General features: G+C 46.7%; 8 protein-coding genes. 5 read left to right on the top strand and 3 right to left on the bottom strand.

The genetic code is table 11. From position 1 onward, the window contains the following. Positions 1-140: 140 nt before the first annotated feature. Complete coding sequence (locus HXT29_RS00195; RefSeq protein ID WP_064340610.1) at positions 141-602, top strand: hypothetical protein; 462 nt, start codon at positions 141-143, stop codon at positions 600-602. 121 nt (positions 603-723) lie between these two features. Here HXT29_RS00195 and HXT29_RS00200 read toward each other — a convergent pair whose 3' ends face one another. Beyond that, positions 724-2,070: a PucR family transcriptional regulator gene (locus HXT29_RS00200; RefSeq protein ID WP_064340528.1), complete on the bottom strand. Its 1,347-nt coding sequence runs from the start codon at positions 2,068-2,070 to the stop codon at positions 724-726. A 15-nt stretch (positions 2,071-2,085) separates the two neighbouring features. Continuing rightward, positions 2,086-4,116 (bottom strand): DUF6020 family protein, encoded by a 2,031-nt coding sequence (locus tag HXT29_RS00205; protein ID WP_064340527.1) that lies wholly within the window; start codon positions 4,114-4,116, stop codon positions 2,086-2,088. Between the two features lie 102 nt (positions 4,117-4,218). Between HXT29_RS00205 and HXT29_RS00210 the strand changes: the two genes are divergently transcribed. Next, entirely contained in the window at positions 4,219-5,121 is a 903-nt protein-coding gene (locus HXT29_RS00210; protein WP_064340526.1) for a biotin--[acetyl-CoA-carboxylase] ligase, read from the top strand. Between the two features lie 408 nt (positions 5,122-5,529). Here HXT29_RS00210 and HXT29_RS00215 read toward each other — a convergent pair whose 3' ends face one another. Further along, a complete protein-coding gene (locus HXT29_RS00215) occupies positions 5,530-6,180 on the bottom strand; it encodes a biotin transporter BioY (RefSeq protein WP_012914468.1) in 651 nt (216 codons plus the stop codon). A 205-nt stretch (positions 6,181-6,385) separates the two neighbouring features. Between HXT29_RS00215 and HXT29_RS00220 the strand changes: the two genes are divergently transcribed. From HXT29_RS00220 to HXT29_RS00230, 3 genes are all read left to right on the top strand, one after another. Next, complete coding sequence (locus tag HXT29_RS00220) at positions 6,386-8,290, top strand: biotin carboxylase N-terminal domain-containing protein (RefSeq protein ID WP_004106295.1); 1,905 nt, start codon at positions 6,386-6,388, stop codon at positions 8,288-8,290. Further along, complete coding sequence (locus HXT29_RS00225; protein ID WP_004106297.1) at positions 8,287-9,933, top strand: acyl-CoA carboxylase subunit beta; 1,647 nt, start codon at positions 8,287-8,289, stop codon at positions 9,931-9,933. Before HXT29_RS00220 ends, HXT29_RS00225 begins: the two co-directional genes overlap by 4 nt. 128 nt (positions 9,934-10,061) lie before the next feature. Continuing rightward, positions 10,062-19,619, top strand: coding sequence for a fatty acid synthase subunit beta domain-containing protein (locus HXT29_RS00230; protein WP_422118361.1), 9,558 nt, complete (start codon positions 10,062-10,064; stop codon positions 19,617-19,619). Positions 19,620-19,638: the final 19 nt, after the last annotated feature.

Raw genomic sequence — 19,638 nt, forward strand, 5'->3', positions numbered from 1 at the left:
GTTATTGTAATTTAGATTGGTATATTCCGAGTTGGTATATTCCGGGTTGGTTTATTCCAGTTTTAATATTGGTATCTGGCTTCTGCGTGTTAGCCCTAACTTTTGCGCGGGGATCAGATAAAAGAGATTGAAGGTCTAATATGTTAAAGAAGAAGACCATTGCAGCTTTCGCTGCAGCTGCTACTTTGCTTGCAGGTTGTGCTTTTGCTGCTCCAGCAATGGCTGATGATGAAATCGATACTCATGTTCTTGAGTACGGTACTCCAGATCCATTGAACGGTGAGAATTTGTATCCAGAGACTCATCAGGCTCCTGCTAATCCTGAGGGTTACAATGACCCTACCCAGGTTCCTGATATGAATCACTGCTACAAGAACGCTTTGGGCACTGTAGTTTGCGAGCCTGCTACAAAGACTTTGTACAACAGAGCTCTTACCAGCAATTTCCATGAGAATGATAAGAAGCCAGCCCCGGCTGCTCCAGCTCCAGCTGCTCCAGCTAAGGCTAAGCTTCCTAAGACCGGTGCCGCGGTAGCTGTGATTGCTGTCGTTGCTTCTGCTCTTGCTGGCATGGGTACTGCTCTTCGCAAGATTCGTCACTAAATTAGTGCTGTAAGTATAAATAATATATTATTATTGTTTGTGCTTGCTTTATTCTTGCATTTAGCGTGTGATGTAAAACCTTTGGTTTTGCGTCGCACGTTTTTTGTTTGTAAAGTTAGACTTAATGTGAATCGCGAATTCTACCAATTGTTATAGCTGTTTGCAGCACATAAGCGGCGCGCGGATCCGTAGCATCCCATCCTGTAGTTTGCGCAACTTTACGTAAACGGTAACGAACAGTATTCGGATGCACATTAAGTTCGTGTGCTGTTTGGTCAAGAGCTCCACCAAAGCGCAAGAACATGTCAATAGTTTCCAGAGTTGGATCGTCATGACTGTAAGGAGCCAAACTTTGATACACCTTGTTGTAAAGAGTATCAAAAGCTGTGGCATCGCCAATGAGCGCTCGCTCTGGAAGCAAATCATCCGTGTGAATGATTTGCGGCAAATGCTTTACTGCTGGAGCAACAGCAATCGCGGCAAGAGTAGCAGTAAGAGCGGAAGAAATCTGCTCAACGCCTTCAACCATGCTACTAACACAAATCGTCTTATGAGAATTCTCAAAAACTTTGCACAGCTTCTCTAAAGCTTGATCGCTAGGATTTTCGCGTACAGCAAGCAGAATAATATGAGAAGGTGCTGCAAAAGTAGAAGAATTTTTCGTAGATGCTGATATCAGTGCTTGCGTTTTTTGCCAAGCTCCCGTAATGCGCTGCAAAGCACTACTTTGTGTGCGCTCAACTATTGCATCATACGCATTGCAACTACCAAGCTGTGGCCAAATATTTCGGCGCAAAGTGTCAGTGTTATCAGGTGGAATATCTGGTGCTGGCTTGCGATTTGGTCCGTCATCTGGCTTAATTGCAGTGCCGAAAGTTCCTGCAATAACAATAACTTTTGGCGAATCTGACCATTGAAGTAAATGCATGAAAGCGTCAATACGAGCATCTGCAATACCATTCATTAAGCACGTGGCAATAATCGAGTGTAATTGCAAGCGCATCGCCGCGTCAAAAACTTGGCCATCACGATTGTCGAAAATTCTAAGCGGTTCCGAGCTAGTTGATTTTTGCGCGCTGGGTAGTGGAGTAAAACTCGGTGAATTATTACCTTTAGTATTTTCAGAAGATTGACTTGAATGACTCGAACGACTTTGATTTGATGAAAGACGATGCCATAAGTGGTGCTTGTGCTTTTCTTCGTTTTCTTGCTCTGCTTTAGAAGAGCTCTCTTGATCATTTGATACAGCGTTTACTTGCGTTTTGTTTAACTGTTGATTTTCAAGAGAATTGGCAATATTAGAATCCTCCGCGTGCTTTTCTGCTGCTTGTACGCTTGCTAGTATCGAAAGAAAATCGCTACTAAGTAAGCTGTTTCCTGCAAGTTTATCTTCATAATTTTCTTCGGACATAATAGAAGAAGCAGCGCTGCTATCTTGCGCAAACTGAGGTGTATTCTTCTCGTCCATCTTATGCCTTTGATTCTAACATTCTCTACTATTATAGCGCGATTGAGTAAAAGTATCTCGCCAAAAAGTAAGTGCTACAAAGCAGAAAACAAAAGCTAACGGTAGCATGTGTCGCTCAAAATTATTAGCTGGAGCAAGAATCATAACTCCAACCAGCAAGGCAAGTGGAATATGCCATAACAATGTGCGCCAACGGCGAAGAATAATTTCTGCAACTCCAATAAGTAGTGTAAAAATAACGAAAGTATTTCCGTGAATTGGCCAACTTAAAACAGGAATATCACTAAACGTGCTAATGTCTTCTGCAAATTTAGTTCGCCACTTAGGATTCCAATATTTAATCCAATCAGATTTGTGTATGCTGTCAGTGTCTATGTAGTATTCTGGCCCAACATACGGGCGGTCAAAAATATCAAAGTATCCGTAAGTCTTTGCAAGAAAAGCGTCAGTTGCCACAAATGGACTATGCGTAATCATTTGCCACCAAGCGAAATCTAATTTACGAATATTGTCTTTAGTAACGTATCGCCAACGATAACTCACTTTTTTAGATTGCAATCCGGAAGATTTCACAGGGTCTGCGTCATAAGGTTTGTATGCTTCTGCAGTTTGATCCAGATTAAAAATTGGTGCAATAATGCGCTTTGCACTACGCGGTATGCTATGCGGATCGAGCTTAGCTATACGTGCAATTTGTTGTAACTGAATGCCGCGACTCTCAATAGGATCGCCGCTAATAATAGCACCGCTCGAAATAAGCATAATTAACGAGCCGTGAATTACAACGATTGGAAGCAAAATTCCGCAAACCCACAAACGCCAGCGTTTGCGCTCAAAAATAATTAAAAGCACGAATTGAACAACCAGAATATACCAGGCGTATTTTGCAGCAATAAGCATTACACACACTGAAATAATTAATTCCAAAACAGTGTGAAGTCTAGGCTTTTGCGCACTCGGCTTTGTGCTAGGTGTATTTTTAGTGTCCTTCGCATGATAGCAATTAGTTAACTCGTAATTTATGCCAAACCACCAAACAAAAGCGAACGCAAAAAGCGGAGATTTTGTAAGCGCAATAGTTGAGCACAACACAAGCGGGTTAAGTAAAAACATAAGCAGAATAACGAATCTTGCAAAAGTTGTTGTGCTGCAATTTGTTGAGCTAGATTCTGCGTTAAGCCAAGGTTTGTTTAAGAAGCGGTGTGCTGTTGCAGAAACGCACCATGCTGCAAATGCAAATTGTGCAAAGGCAAGAAGTGCAATTCCAGCGTCGTTTGAGTCGGTAAAGTATCTGGAGACTGCTGTTGTTGCGCCATAAATAACAGTTAGAACAATGTTGTGCTGATCTGTTAAATAAGTTGGGTGAGTTGGCCACAAGTAGTGCGCAGTTGGGTAAATATCCATTGGGACAAAGCTAAAGAAGCCGATATAAGGCTGGTCTAAGCCTGTAATTTTATTCCAAGTCCAACTGTACTCACGAATTTGCGAGCATATATCTGCACCGTATGCGGCAAGTAACGTAGCTGGAACCCAAATCCAGCCCACGAAAAAAGTAAGAAGTAGGTTTCTTCTGTTGCGAGTGGAGTGGTTAATGAACCATTTAGCGCAATTAAAAAATAGTTTTGCAGATTTTAAAAGAAAATGCGAAATATTGCGGAAAATAGCGTGTTTAGTAGTAAATTTTTGTAATTTTGACTGTTTTTTATTTTCACTATTTTTTCTTAACGCAATTGACTTTATTAATTTCATAAAACGTTGATATTTAGGCAAAAACTTTTTATTTTTACCGTAGTAAATAAGCACAGTCAGTATTAATGCGTATATTATGAAGGCAGCAACGAAAATAAAAGCATTAACCAACGAAAAATCAGCGATTGATCCTAAATGAACTTTAATATCTTGACTGCGGAAAATTGGCCCCAGGCTAGTGCAAAAAGCAAGTATAAAGCATAACAAAGCAGCAAGAGTGTAATCTAAAAAACGTGCTACAACAGCACGCAATGTGCGCGGCTTCTTGTACTGCTTTTTGCGACGTATGCGCTCCATGTGTTAACACCTGCTTAATTGATGCCTAGCTATTTTGGTTGCTATTGCGCGCAAAACATGCAATTACGCGCGCAAAAATATAATCTGATGTAAATTATACATATGACTATTTTTTCTTCGCAAAGTGTGGCATTGATGCCGCAGACATCAGAAGTAGCAGATTTGGTAAAATATTTCGCAATTACAGATTCTACGCAAAATATTGCGCGAGAAATGATACAAAAAGGCGAAATAATCGCGCGAGATGACGGAAAGCCAGCAATAGTTGCGATTGTGGCAGACGAGCAAACAGCAGGAAGAGGACGATTAGGGCGCGCGTGGGTAAGCCGACCGGGAGAAAGCTTTTTAGTTTCATTCGTAACTTTGCTGCCGAAGTCAATTGTTATGGACGCAAGTCACAATGGCTGGCTGCCTATTATTGCAGGGCTTGCAGCGCGTGACGCACTTCTAGAAACGTTTAAAGAGTGCGGAAGTTCGCCGATACACGGTGATGCTTGCGCGATAAAACTTAAATGGCCTAACGACGTGTTTTTGCACGATTGTAAAGAAGGCGGAATCTTAACAGAAATTGTAGCCGATCCAAGCAAAGACAATGTTGTTGGAGTAATTTTTGGAATCGGATTGAATTTGTGCGTGCCGCAAGAAGTGCTGCCAATTAAGATGGCAACTTCGTTGCAAATGCATATGACTGATTTGCCGGAATCTAAAGAATTGCGTGATGCGATTGCTGCGAAAATAGTTACTGGATTGAGGACGAGATTGTGCGATTTTATGCGTGATTATCCAAGTAACACTGCCGATTTGCTTAAAGAGGTAAATGGTGTGTGTTGGACTCTTGGACGCGAAGTTAACGTGCATCCAGTTGACGGAAGCGTAGTGACAGGAACTGCTGTGCGGCTTGGAGAAGATGCGTCGCTTACGATTCGTGAGGAATCTGGCGAGGAAATTGTGGTAAAAAGCGGCGATGTGCACGCAGTTGCGTATGAAGCGCGACGACCTGCTTGAGCGCTGCGATTTAGCGCGCGAAAGCAATTCGGAGCGCCGAGCTTGCTCAGGGTTGAAAGCACGGTGTGCTTTCAACGCAAGCGAGGTCTGCCTGCGTCAATAAAGACGCAGGCAGGGCAGGTTAGTGTAGTTGTGCTTTAGAAACTAGGTTGTGACTAGTGTGCGCTGACGACCTGCTTGAGCGCTGCGATTTAGCGCGCGAAAGCAATTCGGAGCGCCGAGCTTGCTCAGACGGAAAGTCCAGTGGACTTTCCGTGCAAGCTCAACAGCGAGCGCTTAAAGCGCAAGCGTCAGCTGTTTGCTAGTTATCTCAGTCAAAGAGCAAGTGCGCGGCAATCTTATACAAAACGGCATTCCCTTTACAGTCGTGTAAAGGAAATGCCGTTTTTCTGCAATATAACGTTTCCGCTACGCGCGCTTTTTGTTAAGTGCGTTGTACAAGCCGGAGCAAGCCGCGCTCGCAACAAAAGCCTTAATCAAATCGCCAATCATGAAGATAATCAAGGTTGCGGCGGCAGTTGAAAGTGGCATGCCAGTTAGGTAGCTTTGACCGAAAATGCCGAATGCGTAAATCACGATCGTGCCGATTATAGAAGCTACAGAGTAAGTGCAGAAGCGTGCGAAAGTCTTCTTGAAGGAGTTTTCTGGCATCATTGCGTCAAGAGCTACGTCAAATACGCGCTTCAAAGCTGCAGTTGCAGCAACGCCAAATATGAAACCGGCTAAGAATCCTGCAGTAGGGCCAACAAAAACAGCCCAGCCGCCCTTAAAGCCAGCAAATACAGGCAAACCTGCTGCGCCAACAGCAAGGTACATAACTACAGAAGCTACGCCTTCGCGCCAGCTCAAAGTTAAACCAATAATGCACAAAACAAGAGTTTGCAACGTAATAGGCACAGGAGTAATAGGAAGATAAATTGCGCCTGCCATGGTAGAAAGAGCCAAAAGCACAGTGAGAAGCGCTGGCTTTGCAAGCCATGCTGCAGCTACTTTCAACTTATTTGCAACGTTTGAATTTGCTGATGCTGTTGCTGCATTATTTTGATCTATGTTGGTCATGAAAACCTTCTTTTGGTTATTTCCGGTTTGCCGTTTGCGGCTAATAGGTTGTCAATTAAACGGTTTTGCCGGTTGTTTTCCGTTTCGCTAATCACATTACGTGCCTAAAAAATCATGTGCATTGGAGAAGTGTACAAAATTTTGCTCTAGCTTTTGTGTATGTCGACTCATCCGTAAACGCAACTTTTCTAATATCTTGTAACGTATGGTTACGAATATCAAAAAAATTCTCATCGCAAACCGCGGTGAAATTGCCTTGCGAGTTATTCGCACGGCTCACGAAATGGGCATTTCTACCGTTGCTATTTACGCACCTACTGATCGCAATGCGCAGTTTGTAGAAATGGCAGACGAAGCATACGCACTTTCCGGAGACACGTATCGCGATACTTATTTAAACGAAGACGCGATTCTTGACATTATTAAAAGAAGCGGCACGGATGCCGTGCACCCGGGTTACGGATTCCTTTCGGAAGTTGCGTCTTTTGCGAAAAAAGTTAACGATGCTGGGGTTATTTGGATTGGTCCTCGCCCAGAAGCGCTTATTGACTTGGGCGATAAGATTACGGCTCGTCGCGTGGCAGTTCGCGCGAAAGTGCCGCCAGTTCCAGGCATTTCGGAGCCGGTAAAAGATATTCGAGAACTTTTAACTTTTGCGCAAACGCACGGATATCCTGTGATGATGAAGCGCACGGATGGCGGTGGCGGACGCGGCATTACAGTCGTTCGTAACGATGACGAGTTGCGAGGCTTTTACATGAATCACGACGCTCTTCAGGGCGGCGACTTAGATGAATATTTTATTGAGCGTTTTATCGACAAGGCTCGCCACGTTGAAACGCAGTGCGGCCGCGACGCTCACGGAAATTTCACCGTATATTCCACGCGCGATTGCTCGGTGCAGCGCCGAAACCAAAAGCTGGTTGAGGAAGCTCCTGCACCGTTCTTGACTGACGATGAAAAAGATCAGCTTTACCGATATTCTCGTAACCTATTTGAAGCTGTTGACTACGTTGGTCTTGGCACGTGCGAATATATGGTGACTTCTCAGCATAAAGTCTACTTCTTGGAAGTTAATCCGCGATTGCAAGTTGAGCACACGGTTAGTGAGGAAGTTAGTGGACTTGATTTAGTGCGAGAACAGCTCAATATTGCTGACGGCGGCGAGTTGATTAAGGATCCAGAACCTCGCGGACACAGCTTCGAGCTTCGCATTACTTCGGAAGATCCTGCTACGAATTTGACTCCAAGTTCCGGCACTTTGACGAAAATAAAGTGGCCTTCCGGTCCTGGTATTCGCGTCGATTTTGGTGTTGAAGTTGGCGATAATATTTCGCCAAAATTCGATTCGATGATGGGCAAGCTTATTATTACTGCGCAAAGTCGCGAAACTGCTGTCGCTCGCGTGCGTCGCGCTTTGAAGGAACTTTGTATTGAGGGCGTGCCAACTCCAGCAAAACTTTTTGAGCAGATTTTTAACGACCCTGAGTTTACTGCGGAAAATCACAGTTTTGACGTGTCTACTAAGTGGATGGAACGCAAGTATTTGAACCGAGTTCCTGCAGCTTCCTTGGGCGGTCAGCCGGCTTCGCTTGTTTCTGGAAAGTCTGCGGATGAATCCGAAAATAAGCAGCCTGCAATGGAATCCTTCATTATTGAGGTTGATAATAAGCGCGTAAAGCTTACGATTCCGCAAGATATTGTTGATAATTTGACTGGCTCGGCGCGAGTTCGTAGCGTTTCTAGAGCTTCGCAGCCTTTGCGCGGACGTTCGCTTCGCGGAAGTACTCACAAATCTGAAGAACAAAAGCAGATTCCTGGCGTAATCGCAGCGCCTATGCAAGCTGTTATTACGCGCGTGAATGTGGCTGAAGGACAGCAGGTTGCTAAGGGTGATTTGCTTGTGGTGCTTGAGTCTATGAAGATGGAAAATTACGTTTACGCGCCGGCTGCTGGTACTGTTACTGGAATTTTTGTGGGGCCTGGTGACGGCGTGGAATCGGGCGCAAAGCTTGTGACGATTGATCTTGCTGGAGACAAAAGCGCAGATAAAGGCGCAGAAAAATCTTCCGAAAAAAGCGATGAAAAGCCGGAAGGAGAGCAGAAATGAGCGCTTTAGTAAAAGAAAAGTCTGAAATCTCTGAAACTTCAGCGAAAACAGTTAATAACTCTTCTGTTAATAGCTCTGCTGACGATACAAACTTGCAGCCTCGTCGCGGAAAAGCTGCAGTTCAGCACGCAGCACAACTTGCTCGTGACGCAGAACAAAAAGCTTTAGAACGTCAGCACGCAAAAGGAAAGTCAACTGCAAGAGAGCGTCTTGACTTGCTTTTTGACACCGGATCGTTCGTGGAAATCGGACGTTTTAACGGTGGTGACATTAATAACGACGTTGCAGGGTGCGCTGTAATCACCGGATTTGGCGAAGTCTATGGCAGAAAAGTTGCAGTTTATGCACAAGACTTTTCCGTGCGTGGCGGAACTTTAGGCAAAGCTGAAGGCGAGAAAATCTGCCATCTTTTAGATATGGCTGTTGAACTTCGCGTGCCAGTTGTTGCCGTAATTGATTCCGGCGGCGCTCGCATTCAAGAAGGTGTGAGCGCGCTTATGCAATACGGGCGTATCTTCAAAAAAACTTGCGAAGCGAGCGGCTTAATTCCGCAAATCTCAATTATTCTGGGTCCTTGCGCTGGTGGTGCAGTTTATTGTCCTGCGTTAACAGATTTGATTATTATGACTCGCGAGCACTCAAACATGTTTGTAACCGGTCCGGATGTTGTTAAAGCTGCAACCGGCGAGGCTATTAGCATGGACGATTTAGGCGGCGGTCTTGTACATAACGCAACTTCCGGTGTCGCTCACTATTTGGGAGAGGATGAAGCTGACGCAATTGACTACGCGCGCACAGTTTTGGCTTATTTGCCATCTAGCTGCGAGGTAGAGCCTCCAACTTTTGCATATTCTGCTACTCGTGCCGATCGCGAAACTGCGCGCGAGTTGGCGAATATTGTGCCAGATAACGACCGTCAGCCTTACGATGTGCTCGACGTGATTCGCAGAATTGTTGATTATGGTGAGTTCGTGCAAGTGCAGGAATTGTATGCTGCTTCTGCAGTGGTTGGTTTTGCTTGCATTGAGGGTCATCCTGTTGGAATCGTAGCAAATCAGCCGAAGGTGAACGCTGGTATTTTGGATGTAAATTCTTCCGAAAAAGTCGCGCGATTTGTGCGATTGTGTGATGCGTTTAATTTGCCTGTGGTGACTCTAGTAGATACTCCTGGTTATAAGCCTGGTTCAGATCAAGAGCACGCAGGAATTATTCGCCGAGGCGCGAAAGTGATTTATGCGTACGCGAACGCGCAGGTTCCGCTGGTTACGGTGATTTTGCGTAAAGCTTTCGGTGGAGCTTATATCGTTATGGGTTCCAAGTCGATGGGTGCGGACGTAAATTACGCGTGGCCAACCAGCCAGATTGCGGTTTTGGGTGCGCAAGGTGCTGTGAATATTATTCATCGTAAAGATTTGCAAAAAGCTAAAGAGCGTGGACAAGACGTTGCAGCTCTTAGAAAGCAGCTGGTTGACGAGTATGAGGCGACTACTGTTAACGCAAATCTTTCGTTGGAAACTGGGCAGATTGACGCAATGATTGACCCGGAGCAGACTCGCGATATGATTGCTGGCTCATTGAAACTTTTGCGCAGTAAAAAGCGGGTTTCCAGAACTGGAAAGCATCACGGAAATCAGCCAATGTAAGCAGATTTATAAAAATTATAGGAATTATCAAACTTATAACTAAAAACTATAGAACTTACAGAATTTATAAACCTTACAAAACTTACAGAATTTATAAAACTTATCCAAATCAACGAGAAGGAAACATCATGACAACATACTTTTTTGACCAACTCGCTAATAATCCGCACGCACTCGTGTTTGCAGGTCAGTCAACTCCGTGGGTTGAAGCTTTGCGCGAGCTTAGTTCAGACGAAGAATTAAACGCAGAACTTCACGAGTATGAAGCAGGCGCAAAAGCTTTGCTATCGCCAATTTATTCTGAGCTTTTAGCAAATGCAGGCGGCGACATAAACGTGTTTGACGCGCTAGAAAATAAGCATATTAACGCTGCAAACGCGCTTCTTAGTGTGCCTGGAATTACGCTTGCACAGTTCGGTGCAGTGCGCGACTTAACAAATCTTGGATACAACTTTGAAGTAAACAAGCCATGCGCAGTTTTGGGTCATTCTCAAGGCGTAATCGCAGCAGAAATGGTAAAAGCTCGCATAAAAGCAAAGTCTTGGCAGAAGGCTCGTGCTCAAATCGAAGAGTTACTCGCAATTGCCTACTTAATTGGAGCTGCAGGAGATCGTGAATCTCGAATGCTTGAAATTACTGGTGACGGCGAGCATACGCCAATGCTGTCACTTAAAGGAGTTACTAAAAAGCAGGCAGAAGCGTTAATTTCCCGCGTAGAGCGCACGCGCGGAGAAATCTCAATTGCTGTTAAAAACGCTTACAATCACGTGGTTATTGCAGGATACCCGGAAGATATGGAAGCTGTTGCAAACGAAGCGCAAAAAGAAACAAAGCGTTCGAAAAAATTGCGCGAAATGAAAGTTCGCGGTGGAGCTGTATTTGCGCCAGTCGCTGAATATTTGGATGTTACAGTGCCATTCCATTCGCCAATGCTTCAATCTGCAGTTGAGCAGGTAGTAGAGTGGGCGGATGAGGCTGGTTTGAACACTACAGTTGCTCGCGAATTGGCTGATGCAGTGCTTGTAACTCCTGTTGATTGGGCTACGCAGATTGGCGAAGTTTTGGAGCAAAACGACGCGCGCTCGCTTTGGATTTTAGACATGGGTCCTAGCGAAGTGCTCGGAAAGCTTACTGGAGTGCTTGTGCAAGGAACCGGCGCTGGAATAGTAGAGGCTGCTACCTTGCGCTCGCGTGCAGAGCTTTCGACAGCTGACTCTGCTTCTGAGCCAGAGCGTACGGGCTGCTGGGCTGATTTTGCGCCTCGAGTAATCAACACGCCTGCAGGACGCAAAGTACTTACCAAATTTAGCAAGCTTACAGGCAAAGCTCCTGTGCTTCTTGCAGGAATGACACCAACGACAGTAGAGCCGGAAATCGTTGCTGCAGCAGCAAATGCAGGCTACTGGGCTGAGCTTGCTGGCGGCGGTCAAGTAACTGCAGAAGTTTTTGATCGTCATATGAAGTCGCTTGAAAATCAGCTTCGTGAAGGCGCAACTATTGAATTTAACGCCATGTTTATGGATCGCTACCTGTGGAATTTGCAATTTGGTTCGAAGCGAATCGTGCCAAAAAAGAGGCAGTCGGGAGCTCCTATTGATGGTGTAGTTATTTCTGCAGGCATTCCAGAACTTGACGAAGCCAAGGAATTAGTAGCATCTTTGCAAGCTGATGGATTCCCTTACGTAACGTTTAAGCCTGGAACAGTTGATCAAATTCGTCAAGTTGTGCGAATTGCTAAGGCTGTTGCTCCAGCCACGATTATTGTGCAGGTTGAGGGCGGTGTTGCAGGTGGTCACCATTCGTGGGAATCTCTTGATGATTTGCTTATGACAACTTACGCGCAAGTGCGTGAGTGCGAGAATTTGGTGCTTGTTGCAGGTGGCGGTATTGGCACTCCTGAGCGTGCTGCAGACTACATTTCTGGTGAATGGGCGAGTGAATACGGTTTGCCAAATATGCCAGTTGATGCTGTAATGATTGGCACAGCTGCAATGACAGCAAAAGAAGCGCATACAAGCCCTGAAGTAAAGCGTATGCTTGTGGAAACTCCGGGTATTGCGATGCCAAAATCTTCTAGCATTGAAGGTTTTGATGAGGATCCGTTCGCGCCAATGGGTGAGCGTTGGGTGCCTTCTGGCAAAGTGATTGGCGGTGTGACGAGTGGTTTAAGCCATTTGCACGCAGATATTTACGAGTTAGAAAACGCTTCTGCTCGCTGCGGTAGATTGCTCGTTCATATGATGAAACATCCTGAAGAGCTTGAATCACGTCGCGATGAAGTAATCGAAGCGCTTAACTCTACTGCAAAGCCATATTTTGGTGACGTAGAAAGCATGACTTACTTGCAATTTGCTCAACGTTTCCTAGATTTGGCATACCCTTGGGTGGATCCGACTTACGCAGATCGCTACATGCATTTGTTACAGCGTATTGAAGCGCGTTTAATTAATCAAGATTCAGGCGAATTTACTTCTATTCTGCCTTCTATTGAAGAAGTTTCTAAGCACCCTCAAGCTGCTTTATATACGCTGATTGATGCGTTGCCTCAAGCTCGCGAGATGAACGTTGTGCCAATGGATGCCGCTTGGTTCCCAACTTTGGTGCGCGAATACCCTAAGCCAATGCCATTCGTGCCAGTTATTGACAACGATTTGTTGCGTTGGTGGGGTCAAGATCAGCTTTGGCAGTCGGAAGATTCGCGTTACTCGGCAGATGCTGTGCGTGTAATTCCAGGACCGATTTCCGTGGCTGGAATTACGACTATGGATGAGCCGATTGCCGATATTCTGGGACGTTTTGAAGCGGCTGTGCTCAATCGTGCAGAATCTGGATCTAAAACTGGAGTAGAAGCAGAAAATAAGGAAAATGCGGCGAGCAAGTCTTCAAAATCTGCTTTTAGTCAGATTGCTGATGCTAAAAACGTTGAAGCTTACGTGCGCGCATGCCCGAATATTTCTTGGGTTGGTCATGTAACTGCAAACCCTGCTTACGGAACGTCTTTAGGAGACGAAAATTACGTAATTACAGTAACTTCTAGTAATAATGACGTAATTTCGCTTGATTTAGATATTAAGCTAGATACATTCTGGGATAATCAAGAAAATCAGGAAGCAAAACACTCTACAAAAAATGCTGCAAACTCGCCAAAACGCAAGCATGCAGTACGAGATATTGTAATTCCGCTAACTGTTGACGCAAGTCAAGCTGGAAGCATACCAGTAGTTGACCGCGAGCGCTTGCCAAAGCACGTGTACGAAATGCTTGCAGCAACCGCAGGTATTGGAAATACAGCGATTACTGGCGATGTGCTTGACGCTATGCCTAAGGTTGAAACAGTAAAAGAAGATGGCAGTTTGGCAAAATTGCCGGAAGATTTGCTCGCAGAAGGTTATAGAGATTTCCCGTTTGGATTGGTTCATTCTTCCTATACTTTCTCAAGAAATCTTGGAATTGATCACGAGTCTGCTACTGCTGGAAGACTTCCAGATGGATTGCTTGCTTCTCGCATTGTGCCAGACGCGTTAGTAGGTCCTGCTTGGCCGACTATTTACTCGGCTTTGGGTTCCGTAATGGTTGATGGATACCCGATTATTGAGGGTCTGCTTAACGCTGTTCACTTAGATCATTTAGTAGAGCTTGACGTCGATGCTGAAGACTTTAAAAAGTATGTCGACAAGCGAATTAATTTGCTCGGCTGGGCTGAGCCGTATGCAGAATCTGCTTCCGGACGCGTGGTAACTATTCACGTAGTGCATACTGCTGCAGATGGAACTCGTTTGGCTCATGAAACTGAGCGTTTTGCTATTCGTGGACGAAGCTTCAGCAACGCGCTTCCTGCTCCAGCTGCGCAATATGGCGAAGCTGCAGGATTGCACGGATATGAAATTGAAGACACTCCTCGCAGAGCTTTGCGCAGAGTAGTCGTTCGCGCTCCTCACGATATGACCGCTTTCGCGCGTACTTCTGGAGATTTCAACCCAATTCACACTTCTAAACGAGGTGCTGCAATTTCCGGGCTTTCTGCTCCTTTGGTACACGGTATGTGGCTTTCTGCAACAGCTCAGCATGTGGCTCAAGCGGTTGATGAAAAAGGTGCTCGCTACGAGCTCATTGGTTGGTCCTACAACATGTACGGCATGGTTCAGCTTGATGACGAAGTAGAAATCACAGTTGAACGCGTTGGAAAAGTTCGTCGCGGCGGACTTGCTTTGGAAGTTACATGCAGAGTTGATGGGCAAATCGTGTCTAAAGCAAGCGCACTTACTCGCGCTCCACGTGCAGCATTCGTATACCCAGGTCAGGGTATCCAAAAGCAAGGAATGTCGCTGGATGAGCGCGCAAAGTCACCTGCAGTGCGCGATACTTGGGAGCGAGCAGACAAGCTTACTCGCGAAAAGCTTGGATTCTCAATCCTCGCAGTCGTGCGCGATAATCCAAAGGAGCTTACTGCTCACGGCGTAACTTATCACCATCCTGAAGGATTGCTTAATTTAACGCAATTTACGCAAGTTGCGCTCGCAACAGTTGCCTTTGCGCAAACCGCGCGTTTGCGTGAGGCAGGATGCGATATTTGGCCTGCTTACTTTGCAGGACATTCGCTTGGCGAATACAATGCTTTGAGCTCCTTCGCGCAAATTATTCCACTCGAAACTGTGCTTGAATTGGTGTTCCACCGCGGATCTACAATGCATCACTTGATTGAGCGCGATGCGCAAGGTCGCTCGAACTACCGCATGGGTGCGCTTCGACCAAACCAGTTTGGAGTATCAGACGAAGGTGTGAACGCTTACGTTGATGGCATTTCCAAGGCTACTGGCGAATTCTTGCAAATTGTAAACTACAACTTGGCAGGTCAGCAGTACGCAATTGCTGGAACTATTAAAGGCTTGAAGGCATTGGCGGCAGACGCTTCTAAGCGCGCTAAGGAGTATGGCGGCAAGCCTCCATTCATGTTTGTTCCAGGAATTGACGTGCCGTTCCACTCTCGAATTCTTCGAAAGGGTGTGCCGGAATTCCGCGACAAGCTCGATTCGCTGCTGCCGAAGCATATTGATTACTCTGTGCTTGTAGATCGTTACATTCCAAACCTCGTGGCTTGCCCGTTTGAGCTTACGCGAGAATTTGCGCAAAAGATTTTGGATGTTGTGCCATCTGAGCGCATTGAAGCAGCTTTGGAAGATGAAACTACGTGGAAATCTTATGCAGAGGATGAGCAAAAGCTTGGTAGATTGCTTCTTACGGAGCTTCTTTCATGGCAGTTCGCTTCTCCAGTTCGTTGGATTGAAACGCAGGCTCTTATGTTTGCCGATCGCGCTCGCGGTGGTCTTGGCGTTGAAGAGTACGTGGAAGTTGGTTTAGGAAACGCGCCAACTTTGGCAAATCTTGGTGCTAAAACTCTTGCTTTGCCGGAGTTTAGTGGCGAAAAAGTGACTGTTTACAACGTTGGTCGTGATGAAGGCCGCGTTTATATGACTGACACTGATTCGCTTGTGCCTGAAGTGTTTACTGAGGAAGATAGTCAAGAAGCAAGTAGCACTGCTGATGCGACTGCTGCTCCTGCATCTCCTGCAGCAAATGTTGTCTCTGCTGCTCCTGCAGCTAATGCAGCAGCAAGCGGACCTGTAGCAGACTTGCCATTCAAAGCATCCGACGCAATCTCAATGCTTATTGCGTATAGTGCAAAAATCCGTCTTGACCAAATCGGAGACACTGATACAACTGATACGCTTACAAACGGTGTATCTTCGCGCAGAAACCAGCTTCTTATGGATATTAGTTCCGAGCTTGGCGTGGCAAGCGTGGATGGTGCTGCAGAAGCTCCAATGAGTGCGCTTAAAAAGTTAGTTGATTCGGTTGCTCCTCGCTATAAAGCTTTTGGTGCTGTGCTTTCCGATATTGTGCGCGAACGTTTGCGTGCGCTTTTCGGTGCAGCCGGTGTGAAACCAGCGCAAATTGACAAGCGTATTTTGGAAGTTTGGCAGCTTGGTGAAGGCTGGCGTGCGCACGTTCTTGCGGCTTTGGTTTTGCAAACGCGTGAAGGTGCTAGCGTGCGCGGTGAAAATCTTGCGCAACTTTCAACTGATCCTGCAAAGAATACTGCTGCAGCTGACGCTTTAATCGATGCAGCAATTGCGCAAGTTGCTCAAGCTCACGGCGTTAGCGTTTCTCAGCCTGGTGCTGCTGGCGGCGCAGGCGGTGCTGTTGTTGATTCTGCAGCTCTTGACGCTTTCGCTCAGCAGGTTGTTGGCGCAGATGGCGTACTTGCTGCAACTGCTAAGTTTGTGCTAGCAAAGCTTGGTGTTGAGGCTCCTAAAGCAGAAACTGAAAGTGACGAAAATGCTGCTGTTGTAGCTGCTGTTGAAGCTGAGCTTGGTGCGGATTGGCCAAAGCAAGTTGCTCCTCGATTTGATGAGCGTAAGGCAATTCTTTTCGACGACCGCTGGGCCTCTGCTCGTGAAGACGTTGCGCGCTTGTACTACAAGTATGCTGGAAAGAATGTTGATATTCAGGTAAATGAAGTTTCTGAAATCTTAAATGATTTTGGTAGTTTCCTTGGTGCAGGGGAAGCAGTAGCTTCGGAAGCTGAGTGGTTTGCAAGTCTTTCTAAATCTCGCGAATTAAACAATCTTGCAACAATATTTAATGATATTGCTCACGATTCTCGCACTAAACTTGCGCAAAACAACGCTGATACTGCTCAAGCGACTCGTTTTGCAGGAGAAGTTGCAGTGGTTACAGGCGTTGCTCCTAATTCGATTGCTGCTCGCGTAGTAACGGGCTTGCTTAAGGGTGGAGCTACGGTTATCGCAACTTCGCACAGTTTCAAGCCGAGCGTTAAGTCTTGGGCGAAGAAAGCGTATCGCGAAAACGCTCAAATGGGCGCAAAGTTGTGGCTTGTTCCAGCAAACTTGTCTAGTTATCGCGATGTCGACGCGCTTGTAAAGTGGGTTGGCACAGTTTCGAAGAAAGTTAGCGGCGCAACTACTACTATTTTGAAGCCTGCTTACGAGCCGAGCATGTTCTTCCCGTTTGCAGCGCCTCCAGTTCACGGCACTTTGGCTGATTCTGGTTCGCTTTTTGAATCGCAATCGCGATTAATGCTGTGGGGAGTGGAGCGTGCAATCGCCGGATTTGCACAGATTGGAGCAGATACTGATGTGCAACATCGTATGCACGTTGTGTTACCTGGCTCTCCAAACCGCGGTATGTTTGGCGGCGATGGTGCTTATGGCGAAGTCAAGAGTGCTTTCGACGCGATTGTGAACCGTGCACATGCAGAAAGTGTGTGGTCGGATCGCGTGACTTTTGCGCATCCTAAGATTGGATGGGTGCGTGGAACCGGCTTAATGGGTGGAAATGATCCGCTTGTGGCTGTAGTTGAACGTCATGGTTTAACTACCTACTCAACGCAAGAAATGGCAGATCGTTTGCTCGATTTGTGCACGAAGGAAGCGCGCGAACAGGCTGCAATTGCGCCTTTGGATGTTGATTTTACGGGTGGATTAGGCAAGGAGCCTCTTGATTTGAATGCTCTTCGTGCAGAAGCGCTGGAAGATCAGAAGCGTGCTGAAGCTGCGGAAGAAGCGGCGGAAGCTGTAGAAGAAGCTGCAGAAGAAGCTGCAGAATCAACTGCTAAATCAACCAACAAAGCACTTCCTACCCCTTACGTGCCAACTCAGCCGCGAGTCAACTTGGCTGATTGGAAGAACGTAACAGCGCGTCCAGAAGACGAAATTGTGATCGTCTCAGTCGGCGAGCTTGGACCGTGGGGTTCCGGACGTACTCGTTTCGAAGCAGAACTTGGAATTCGCGAAGATGGATCCGTGGAGCTTTCTGCAGGAGCAGTACTGGAATTGGCTTGGAATATGGGCTTGCTTACTTGGCAAGATTCGCCAAAGCCAGGCTGGTACGATGCGGACGGCACGCTTGTTCCAGAAGAAGATATTGCAGAGAAATATCGCGATGAAGTAGTTGCGCGCTCCGGTATTCGACCATTCGAAACCGGTATGGGTGGCGACTACAAGGATGGAGCGAACGAAGAAGAAGCAGAAATCTTCCTCGATCACGACGTGAGTTTCAGCGTTCCAACAGAAACAATTGCGCGCGAATATGTGGCACTTGACGAATCGCATACTGAGATTGCTCGTGATGCAGAATCTGGCGAATGGACTGTTACGCGCAAGGCGGGTTCTATGATTCGCGTGCCGCGTAGGGCTGCAATGACCAGAACCGTCGGTGGACAATTCCCTAAGGGCTTCGATCCGCTGAAGTGGGGAATTCCAGCTTCGATGGTTGGAAGTGTTGACACGATTGCGTTGTGGAATATTGTCACAACTGTAGATGCTTATATTTCTGCTGGTTTCACACCTTCGGAGATTTTGCAATCTGTGCATCCGTCAATGGTTGCTTCCACGCAAGGAACCGGTTTCGGTGGCATGAGCTCAATGCGAAAACTGTACTTGGATCGCTTCCTTAACCACGAAATTCCTACGGACGTACTGCAAGAGGCGCTTCCAAACGTTGTTGCAGCTCACGTAATGCAAACCTATATCGGCGGCTACGGAAATATGGTTCAGCCGGTGTCTGCATGCGCAACTGCAGCTGTTTCGCTCGAAGAAGGCGTCGACAAGATTGCTCTCGGCAAAGCTGACTTCGTAGTAACTGGCGCAATTGACGATATCGGCGTGGAATCCGTAGTTGGCTTCGGCAATATGAACGCAACTGCCAATAGCGAAGAAATGTATGCGAAGGGCATCGATCCACGATTCTTCTCTCGCGCAAACGATCGCAGACGCGGCGGCTTCCTTGAAGCTCAAGGCGGCGGTACGATTTTGGTTACGCGTGGCGATATTGCTTTGAAGCTTGGCTTGCCTGTTGCTGGTGTGGTTGGTTTCATTCACTCCTACGCTGACGGCATTCACACTTCTATTCCTGCTCCGGGCTTGGGTGCTTTGGCTGCGGGCATGGGTGGAGCTAAGTCTAAGCTCGTGCGTGATTTGGCAGCTCTCGGCGTTACTCCGGACGATATTGCTGTGGTTTCTAAGCACGATACGTCTACGAATGCCAACGATCCGAACGAATCCGAGCTGCACAATACTCTTGCGCACGCAATCGGACGTACGGACGGAAATCCACTGTTCGTAATCAGCCAAAAGACGCTGACCGGACATGCAAAGGGCGGTGCGTGCATCTTCCAAATCAACGGTTTGACTCAACTGTTTAGAAGTGGCGTAATTCCTGGAAACGCATCACTTGACTGCGTGGATCCTAAGCTTGCGCGTGACGACCACATGGTTTGGTTGCGTGAACCGATGCGTATTGGCGATGGTGCAGGTTCTTGTGCAGTGAAGGCTGCTCTCGCAACTTCGCTCGGTTTCGGTCATGTTAGCGGATTTGTGGCATTAGTTCACCCTGGTGCTTTTGAGGCTGCTGTGGCTGCTAGTGCAGGTGTTGATGCGCTTAAGAATTGGCGTACCAAGGCAAATGCGCGTTTGGCTGCAGGTCAGAGGCGATTTGAGGAAGGCATGATGGGTCGATCTGCTTTGTTCGAGCCTGTTGAGAATCGTCACTTGCTGAAGGATGGCACGCGCCTTCCGGATGGTACTCGCTACGACGGTCACGAAGCGGAAAAGGCGATGTTGCTTAATCCTGAAGCTCGCCTTAACGCTAACGGATACTACTGCTGAGTCTAAGTAGTTGCAAATG

The organism is Gardnerella sp. DNF00550, from assembly GCF_049262685.1.
Classification (GTDB): domain Bacteria; phylum Actinomycetota; class Actinomycetes; order Actinomycetales; family Bifidobacteriaceae; genus Bifidobacterium; species Bifidobacterium leopoldii.

Coding starts and splice junctions, on each gene's coding strand:
- HXT29_RS00195 (WP_064340610.1), top strand. CDS start 141: ATGTTAAAGAAGAAGACCATTGCAGCTTTCGCTGCAGCTGCTACTTTG.
- HXT29_RS00200 (WP_064340528.1), bottom strand. CDS start 2,070: ATGGACGAGAAGAATACACCTCAGTTTGCGCAAGATAGCAGCGCTGCT.
- HXT29_RS00205 (WP_064340527.1), bottom strand. CDS start 4,116: ATGGAGCGCATACGTCGCAAAAAGCAGTACAAGAAGCCGCGCACATTG.
- HXT29_RS00210 (WP_064340526.1), top strand. CDS start 4,219: ATGACTATTTTTTCTTCGCAAAGTGTGGCATTGATGCCGCAGACATCA.
- HXT29_RS00215 (WP_012914468.1), bottom strand. CDS start 6,180: ATGACCAACATAGATCAAAATAATGCAGCAACAGCATCAGCAAATTCA.
- HXT29_RS00220 (WP_004106295.1), top strand. CDS start 6,386: ATGGTTACGAATATCAAAAAAATTCTCATCGCAAACCGCGGTGAAATT.
- HXT29_RS00225 (WP_004106297.1), top strand. CDS start 8,287: ATGAGCGCTTTAGTAAAAGAAAAGTCTGAAATCTCTGAAACTTCAGCG.
- HXT29_RS00230 (WP_422118361.1), top strand. CDS start 10,062: ATGACAACATACTTTTTTGACCAACTCGCTAATAATCCGCACGCACTC.